Below are 6,209 nucleotides of genomic sequence, written 5' to 3' on the forward strand. Positions count from 1 at the left end.
ATCTCGGTGCGGGCCTTGCCGGAGGCGACATGCTTCTTGGCACGATGAAAGATCTGCTGGCTGGCGGCCTCGGTGATGTCGAGGATTCCGGCGATCTCCCGGTGCGGGTAGTCGAAGGCCTCCCGCAGCACGTACACGGCCCGTTCGTTGGGGGACAGGCGCTCCATGAGGGTGAGGACCGCGTACGAGACCGATTCGCGCTGCTCGGCGGTGTCGGCCGGGCCGAGCATCGGGTCCCCCGCGAGCAGCGGCTCGGGGAGCCATCGGCCCACGTAGGTCTCGCGGCGTGCCCGCGCGGAGGTGAGCTGGTTGAGACACAGGTTGGTGAGTACCTTCGTCAACCAGGCCTCGGGGACCTCGATGCGGTCGACGTCGGCGGCCTGCCAGCGCAAGAACGTCTCCTGCACGGCGTCCTCCGCCTCATCCGCGGAGCCGAGAAGACGGTAGGCGATGGCCGCCAGACGCGGCCTCGACAGCTCGAACCGGTTGACGTCGTCCACCGTCAAAGGCATACCTGATCATATTCCCGCGGTGAAGGTCACGGCCTGGGCGCGCGCCGCGCCGAGCGAGGCCGCCGGTAGACACCTGCGGTCAGTCCTTGGTTCCGGGTACGCGCTTGGCCGCCGCGCGGTCGCTGGCTTCGATGAGGTCGAGGAGCTGCTTGCCGAGGCCGGCCGGGACCTTCACGCGACCCCCGCCGGTCGAGACTGCTTGGGGGCACGTCGCGTTGCCCAGCACCACAGTTAGGCGGTCGGTGCGGTCACCGAGATCGATGGCGGTCACGCCGGGCGTTTGGAGGATGCATTCTTCACCAGCGGGCACGGGGTCACGCAGCCCGGCGAGGATGGTTCGGATCTGGTTCAGGGTCTTGGTGTCCATCGCGCTCATCACGTTGGGCGCTTCGCTGTTGGCGCTGGTGATGCGGTCGGGCAACGCCAGTCCGCCCGAGGGTGGGGCAGCCGGGCCGGTGGGCCAGGTGACGCGCTCGAGCAGCTGCTCGCGAACCTTCTCGTCGCCAGAGAGGTAGGCGGTTGTCGCCCAATCCTGGTCGTTGATGGCGCGGTAGTCCCATACGAACGGGTTGTTCATGTCGTACTGCCGCGCTTGCAGCGGCTGCCTGTCCTTGACCACCAGTCGCTGCGGGGTGAGGTACCTGACGGCACCCTGCTTGACGACGGCCATCCACTCCTGGCCATCGGACTCGCAATTGGCGAGGCTGTCCAGCGGTCGAGGGTGATTCGGCTGCCATGACTCCAGCGCTTCGGCGAGGTAGACGGTGTGTGGGTCAGCGGTGCAGGGGTCGAAGTACCTGACCCGCTCGGTCGGCCAGCCGTCGGGGACGGCGACCGTCAGACCACCGAAGCTCACCGTCCCCCCGGTTTCGGCGGGCACCTCGGACTGCTTCGGGATGCCCATTGCCAGTGGCACACCAATGACGGCCGCTACCGCGGCGGCGACGAAGCCGGCGGCTCCCCAGGCACGGCGGCGCTGCACGCTGCGCCGCCCGAGGGCGACCATCCGGGTGGCGGGATCGGTCTCGGCCGGCGTCACGGAGTCGGCCGCACGGTGCAGCAGGTCTCTGATGTCGTTGGTGTTCACGGGGTCTCCTCAGACGATTCCAGGACCAAGCCATTGGCACGTAACGTCGCCAGGGCCCGCGACGTGCGGCTCTTGACCGTTCCCACGGCGATGCCGAGGGTGTGCGCGACTTCGGTTTCGGAGGCGTCGGCCCAGAACCGCAACACCAGCACCACCCGCTGCTCGACCGGTAGCCGGCGCAGGCAGGCGAACACCTGCACGCTGAGGTCTGACTGATCGGCGAAGCCGCCACGGGGCACGTCCGGCAGATCCTCGGTCGGCACTTCGCCGTGCCAGCGCCGGCGCCGGGCCCGCATCCCGGTACGGACGATCACCTGCCGCACGTACGCCTCGGGTCGCCCCTGCGGGCCGCTCAGCCGATGCCACGACCGATAGGCCGCGATCAGACCCTCCTGGGCTAGATCCTCGCCCAGCCGCACGTCACCGGTCAGCAGCGTGGCGAAGCGGACGATCTCCCGGTACCGGCTGGCAACGAAATCCTCGTACCCGGATTCCGCTCTGTGAAGCAAGCCCATACCTAAGTAAGGGACCTGGACCCCCCAAAAGGTTCCCGCGGCAGTCCTACGTCCCCCCGCCGGGTGCGAGGTCTCGCGGCGCGTCGATCGGGGTGGGTGCGGAGTGGGCGTAGCGGTCGGACAGGTTCGCGTACGCCCGCGAGCGCATCGCGAGCACGGTGACGACCAGGCCGATCAGGCCGGCGATGATCAACATCAGCGCCATGGCACGGTCCGCGCCGGTGCCGAACCAGCTTCCGATCGCCGAGACGCCGGCGCCGGTGGTCATGAACGGGATGACCCATACCTGAGTGATCGGCCCGACCAGGAACGTGGAGATCGGTGACGCGGCGGTCTCCAGGCTCTGCGCGAATCCGAACACCCGGCCCTGCGTCTCCAGCGGCACGACTCGCTGGATCACCGTCTGCTCGGCTGCCTCGGCGATCGGGACCAGCAGCATGTAGGCCAGGAAGCCGACGGTGAGCATGACGACCGAGGACCGCAGCGGGAACAGCACCGTCACAGTCCACATCGCCACATTCGCCAGCATCAGCGCACGTACCGGTCGGCTGCCGAGCCCGCGACGGGCGACCAGCAGGCCGCCAACGATGAATCCGGTGCTGGTGAAGGCCAGGATGATGCCCCAGGCCTCGACCGAGACCAGGCTGAGCCCGTACGGGTCGGCGAGGGCCATCAGCACGCCGCCGAGCAGATTGTTGAATGTGCTGAAGTACAGGATCGTCAGCAGGCCGGGCACCTCGCGTACCGCTCGCAGCGCGCCGCGCAGGTCGAAGCTGGAGGTCGGGCCGGCGTCCGGCGTGGGCGCCGGTTCGGTCCAGGTGATGGTGAGCAGGTCGATCAATGCCACCGCGGTGAGTGTGACGGTGATGACGATCGACCAGCCCATGCCGAGCAGGCCAATGGCCAGGCCGCTGAAGACCGAGGTAAGTGCGAACGACACACCGTTGGTCGCGCCCACCAGGCCGTTGGCCTGACCATGCCGGTCCTCCGGGACCAGCACGGTGACCGTGGTCGTGAGAGCGATCGCCCGCAGGTTTCCGGCGATTGCGCCGGCCAGCACCAGCGCGACGAAGACCCAGAACTGCGGACGGGTCAGGTCACGCAAGTGTTCAGCGGGTGTGACCAGATAGGTCAGGCCGGCGGCGAGGTACGCGATCAGCGACGCGGTGCTGGACACCAGCATCGAGACGCGGCGCCGGTGCCGGTCGACGAAGGTGCCGAAGAACAGCCCCGACGTGGCGAGCAGAAGCATGTACCCGCCGCTGATCACCGACGACGCGATCACCGAGCGCGTCTCCAGGTAGGCCCAGAACGTCAGCGCGAACCAGATGAGGTTGTTCGTCATGCCCGCGAGCAAGGTGTTGGCGACCAGCCGATGGAACGTACCCATGAGATCAACCTAGCGGTGTCACGTACGAGAGATCCGCCGCTACCTCGTTGCCGTACATCGTCGGGAGGATGTCATTTGCCGCGTCGTCGCATTGATCGGTACAGCAGCCACAGCGAGAGCGCGACCGGTGTCAGGACCGCCGCGAACAGGACTCCCGCGAACACTCCGTAGCCGTGCGGATCGGACGTCAGTCCGATGGCACTGAGCACCGCCTCGCCCGCGAGCAGCACGATCAAGATGACGGTGCCGACGAACGCGCCGAGTACGAGGCGCCGGAGGGCTGTCCGCAGGGTGCAGTGTGCCGCCATCACTCCGGGTCGGGAGTGCAGATCGTCAGGAACGATTTCTGGTTCTCACGTTGAACCTCCGACGCGTCCATCCAGCCCTGCTGGCCGAACAGGTAGCTTCCGGACGGGTGCTCAGCCGACTCGCGCAGCACTTGGGCGACGTCGACCCTGGCACCGAACGCCTTGGGGCCGTCAACGGAGAGGTTGATCGCGCCTGCCTTGGTCCAGTCGTAGCCGGCGGGCAGCGGTTTTTGAACCTGGAGACCTCCGCCGGTGTCCGGGGAGGATTCCCCGGCGGTCGTGAGCAGGTCCATGCGCTCCACCGTCACTCCCGGCTGCGGTGCGGTCCACACCTGCTCCGCACTGTCCCGGGTGCCGGTGTCGAAGATCAACCTCAGGCGGATGACGCCGGAGCACGGGGTGCCCGTCCATAGTTTCAGGACGTCGTCGTCGAGGCGGAACCCGGCCGCCGGCGGCAGCGACGGCTCGAATTGCGACTTGGTGTCACACGCCGCGATCACCGTCGCCACCAGCAGCGCTGCGCAGGCGACGCGCAGGCGTCTAGTGATATCCGCCATCGGAAAGCCCCGCGTCTTCCTCGGTCTCGTTGCCGCCGGTGACCTGTTCCCACACATAGGAGGCGAGGAAGCCCGTGTAGCCTTCGCGCGCCCATTGCTGGGAGTGGCGCTCCTCGTGGTGCAGTAGTCGGTCCGTGTCGAGAGCACCCTGGTTCGGGCCGTCATCGCCTTCGTACCATGCGTGGCCCGAGGTGACCACCTGTCGCAGCTGTTGCGCCGGATCTTGCGGGTCGTCGATGTTCAGCATGAACGTGTCGCCCCATGTCGTTCCGCCGCGCTGGCTGAACTGGTCCTGGATGAGGTTCCCGCCCAAGCCCATCAGCATGCCGTTCGGGGTGGTCACCAACCGCCCACCGTTGCCGTGCACGAATCCCACGTCGTCGTCGTAGCTCCAGGAGTTCTCCTGTTGCCGGACGGTGATCCGCCGCAGTTCCTCGGATCCGTACGCCGTCGGCGTGAAGTCGGTCGTTTCACCTTCGGTGCCGTAGTCGGTGCCCGCGTTCAGCAGGTAGGTCATCCGCACCGCGGCGGCCGCGGCGTCCCCGCTGATGTCGGTCGGCAACAGGAAGTACGACTTGAAGATCCCGTCGCCGTCCTCGTCCTCGCGGATCTCTTCCATGCCGTCGAGGACCTGGAAGTCCTCCGGTGTGATGTGGTGGTCGGCGGCGATCTTCGTGATCGTGTCGATCGACACGCCTCGGCGCACGGCGTTCTCCAGCCACTGCCGGTAGAGACCCGAGGCGGGCGGCCCGGTCAGCAGCCCGGCGTCGCGCAGCGACTGCTCCATGTCCACCACTTGGGCGTCGATTTCCCCGCCCTTGCCGGCGTCGGCCAGGGTGGTCGCGTCGTGGTCGCTGATCTTGCGGTCCTGCGCGAGCTGCATCACCCGGGCGAGGGTGGTGTCGATATTGTTCGCCGTGGTGAGTATCGCCTTTGTTTCCTGCTCCAGCTGCCGCCTGATGGCTTCGCGGTACCGCTGTGCCTCGGCGCGCTCCTCGGCCTCGAACCGCGACCTCGGCGGCGGGTCGGCGGGCTTGGTGTCCACGATCGTGCCGTCGGGGGAGATGCGGAACTGGTAGGTGTTGGCGAGGGAGTCGTTGTTGGCGATCCGGCTCTTCAGAGTTATCACGTCGTCCGACGCGTTGTGCAGGGCTCGTTCGACGGCGGACAGCTCCGCGATCAGGATCTCGGCGTTGTTCCGCGTACTTCCCAGCGAACTACGTGCGACTTCGCCCGCGGTGCCGCGCCAGTCAGGCAATTTCCTGGCCGCGTCGAGCTCATCCTGCAGCCCGATGAGTTTGTCCTGCCGGCCACGCAGGTCCGTGGCCGATGTCTCGACCGCCTCGGCGTTCCATTGGCGGACGTCGTCGTAGCTGACAGTCATCCCCCGAAGGCTCTTTTCGCGGAGTCATCACTCTCGGAATATTCCTTCGCCGCCGACGTGACCGACTCGCTCCACCGGTCGATCTCGTCCGCCCATTCCTTCGCGCGGTCATTGAACGTCGACGCCAGAGTGGACGCGCGCGTCGCCGCAACCCCGCCCGGCAATGCTGTCGCGATCGCCTCCAAGCCGGTGCCCGGGTTCACCGCCCTGGCCTGGTCCGCAGCAGATCCCGCCGCCTTGGCCGCACTCCGCAGCTGGCCGATTTGGACGTCGAAGCCGCTCACAGCCGGTGGCCACCACCCTCCGAGACGGTCATTCGGCACGGTACTAGATGCGCTCTAATCTCGGCGCATGACCGTCCTCGAGGTTTCCGACGACCATTTCACGGTCGTCGAGGGCACGGCGGCGTCCGTGACCGCGCCGGTCGCCGCGCTGACCGCCCTCGTGCCGTACGCG

8 protein-coding genes are annotated in these 6,209 nt (G+C 67.5%); all 8 read right to left on the bottom strand.

Going from position 1 to position 6,209, the window contains the following annotated elements:
- Positions 1-512: sigma-70 family RNA polymerase sigma factor (locus tag AB0M20_RS21640; protein ID WP_364300751.1), on the bottom strand; the 512-nt coding region annotated here is incomplete at its 3' end.
- Between the two features lie 79 nt (positions 513-591).
- Positions 592-1,599, bottom strand: coding sequence for a hypothetical protein (locus AB0M20_RS21645; RefSeq protein ID WP_364300753.1), 1,008 nt, complete (start codon positions 1,597-1,599; stop codon positions 592-594).
- The gene (locus AB0M20_RS21650) at positions 1,596-2,108 is read right to left on the bottom strand and encodes a SigE family RNA polymerase sigma factor (RefSeq protein ID WP_364300755.1); all 513 of its coding nucleotides are present in this window, start codon (positions 2,106-2,108) and stop codon (positions 1,596-1,598) included. Before AB0M20_RS21650 ends, AB0M20_RS21645 begins: the two co-directional genes overlap by 4 nt.
- Positions 2,109-2,160: 52 nt before the next feature.
- Complete coding sequence (locus AB0M20_RS21655; protein WP_364300757.1) at positions 2,161-3,504, bottom strand: MFS transporter; 1,344 nt, start codon at positions 3,502-3,504, stop codon at positions 2,161-2,163.
- A gap of 71 nt (positions 3,505-3,575) precedes the next feature.
- Positions 3,576-3,740 (bottom strand): hypothetical protein, encoded by a 165-nt coding sequence (locus tag AB0M20_RS21660; RefSeq protein ID WP_364300759.1) that lies wholly within the window; start codon positions 3,738-3,740, stop codon positions 3,576-3,578.
- Between the two features lie 71 nt (positions 3,741-3,811).
- Positions 3,812-4,321 (bottom strand): hypothetical protein, encoded by a 510-nt coding sequence (locus AB0M20_RS21665; RefSeq protein WP_364300762.1) that lies wholly within the window; start codon positions 4,319-4,321, stop codon positions 3,812-3,814.
- 31 nt (positions 4,322-4,352) lie between these two features.
- Positions 4,353-5,753, bottom strand: coding sequence for a hypothetical protein (locus AB0M20_RS21670; protein WP_364300764.1), 1,401 nt, complete (start codon positions 5,751-5,753; stop codon positions 4,353-4,355).
- Positions 5,750-6,037 (bottom strand): type VII secretion target, encoded by a 288-nt coding sequence (locus AB0M20_RS21675; RefSeq protein ID WP_364300766.1) that lies wholly within the window; start codon positions 6,035-6,037, stop codon positions 5,750-5,752. The genes AB0M20_RS21670 and AB0M20_RS21675 overlap by 4 nt, the downstream gene beginning before the upstream one ends.
- Positions 6,038-6,209 lie beyond the last annotated feature (172 nt).

Origin of the sequence: Actinoplanes sp. NPDC051633 (assembly GCF_040681735.1) — a bacterium.
GTDB lineage: Bacteria > Actinomycetota > Actinomycetes > Mycobacteriales > Micromonosporaceae > Actinoplanes.

Bases quoted from the DNA above. Each gene is read 5' to 3' on its own strand.
- AB0M20_RS21655 (WP_364300757.1), bottom strand. From the start codon at position 3,504: ATGGGTACGTTCCATCGGCTGGTCGCCAACACCTTGCTCGCGGGCATG.
- AB0M20_RS21670 (WP_364300764.1), bottom strand. From the start codon at position 5,753: ATGACTGTCAGCTACGACGACGTCCGCCAATGGAACGCCGAGGCGGTC.